Below are 1,435 nucleotides of genomic sequence, written 5' to 3' on the forward strand. Positions count from 1 at the left end.
TGGCCGCGCGCGCGGGGGGGGGTTGGGGGGTCCGTGAGCCGGTTCCCGCTCCACCGTACCGAGCTGTCTTCGGGAGACCGTACCGAGGGGCAAGACCGGCTCCGCCGTGGTCCGGCTGCTCGCCGCGAGTCTAGTGGCGGCCGTCGGCGCGGGGGCCGGAGGGCAGGGCGCGGACGGCGGTTACGGCGGCAAGCAGGCGGAAGGGCTGCCGACGGTCTCGGTTGGCGGTACCGTTATTCCCATACAAAGAAGTCACGCTGGCGGCGCAGTTGCCGGGCCGGGTGAAGTACATTGCCGGCATCGAAGGCGACGCATTCGATCGGGGCGACACGCTTGTGGCGCTCGACGACAGCGAGCTGCGCGCGAAGCGCGAAGCACTGATCGCACAGATGGCCACGGCCGATGCAAAGCTGCGCAACGCCGGCGTTCAATACAGCCGCGAGCTGTACTCGCCGCGGGCGCGCTCGTCGCCGGGCGGAATGGGTATCCCGAACCTGTTCGATCAGTTCTTTACCAGGCCGATGGAAGACTTCATCGGGGATCGCGATCAAGACGCCGAGCTCTCCGCTGATCTGTATGCCTCAGGCACCCAGATCCAAGAGGCCCGGAACGCCATGATGGGGCTGCAAGCCGAGCTGCGGGCACTGGATTCGAAGCTCCGCGATGCACGCTCTGTGGCGCCCTTCGACGGCGTCATCGTCAAGAAGTACGTTGAGGTCGGCGACACCGTGCAGCCGGGGCAGCCTTTGCTCAACTACGCCGACGTGCAGTATCTGCAGGTGGAGGTCGACGTGCCAGCGCGGCTGCGCCCAGGGCTGCGCGAGGGCATGATGCTGCGCGCCGAGCTCGACGTGCCGGCGCGCGGCGGCACCGCCAGCGATGGTCCCGGCGTGCCGGTGCGCGTGGCGCAGATCTTTCCCATGGCGGACCCGCAGCGCCACACCGTCAAGGTGAAGTTCGACCTCCCGCAGGGCGTCTCTGAGCCTGGCATGTACGCCAAGGTCCTGGTGCCTGACTTCAATGCGCCGGCCCGGGTGAATCCAGTGGTTCCCCGATCCGCGATTCGCTTCAACGGGAGTCTGCCCGGCGTCTACGTGCTGGACGAGCAGGGCAACCCCGAACTGCGTCTGATCCGTGTCGGCGAGCCGCGACCCGACGGCAAGGTGACGGTGCTGAGCGGCTTGCGCCCCGGCGAGCGCGTCCTTGAAAACCCGGGCGCCGGCGTCACCAGCAATTGGTCGCGCGGCAGCGACGAGGGACGCTGAGCGGCTAGGGGCCAAGCGCGCAGGGCTGCCGTTGGCCGTCCCTGCCGGCGCCGCAGGCTGATGCGCCCCGCGCCCTCCCTCGCCCTGCCCCCCCCCTGCCTCCCTCCACGCCCCCCCCCACCGCTCCCCCCAGCCCCCCCCCCCACACCCCGACACGCTCCCTGCGCCAA

At 69.8% G+C, this 1,435-nt stretch carries 1 pseudogene; it reads left to right on the top strand.

Going from position 1 to position 1,435, the window contains the following annotated elements:
• Positions 1–133 precede the first annotated feature (133 nt).
• Positions 134–1,265: pseudogene (locus I6U14_RS17975) on the top strand (efflux RND transporter periplasmic adaptor subunit).
• Positions 1,266–1,435: the final 170 nt, after the last annotated feature.

The organism is Thiohalocapsa sp. (assembly GCF_019695415.1).
Lineage (GTDB): Bacteria > Pseudomonadota > Gammaproteobacteria > Chromatiales > Chromatiaceae > Thiohalocapsa.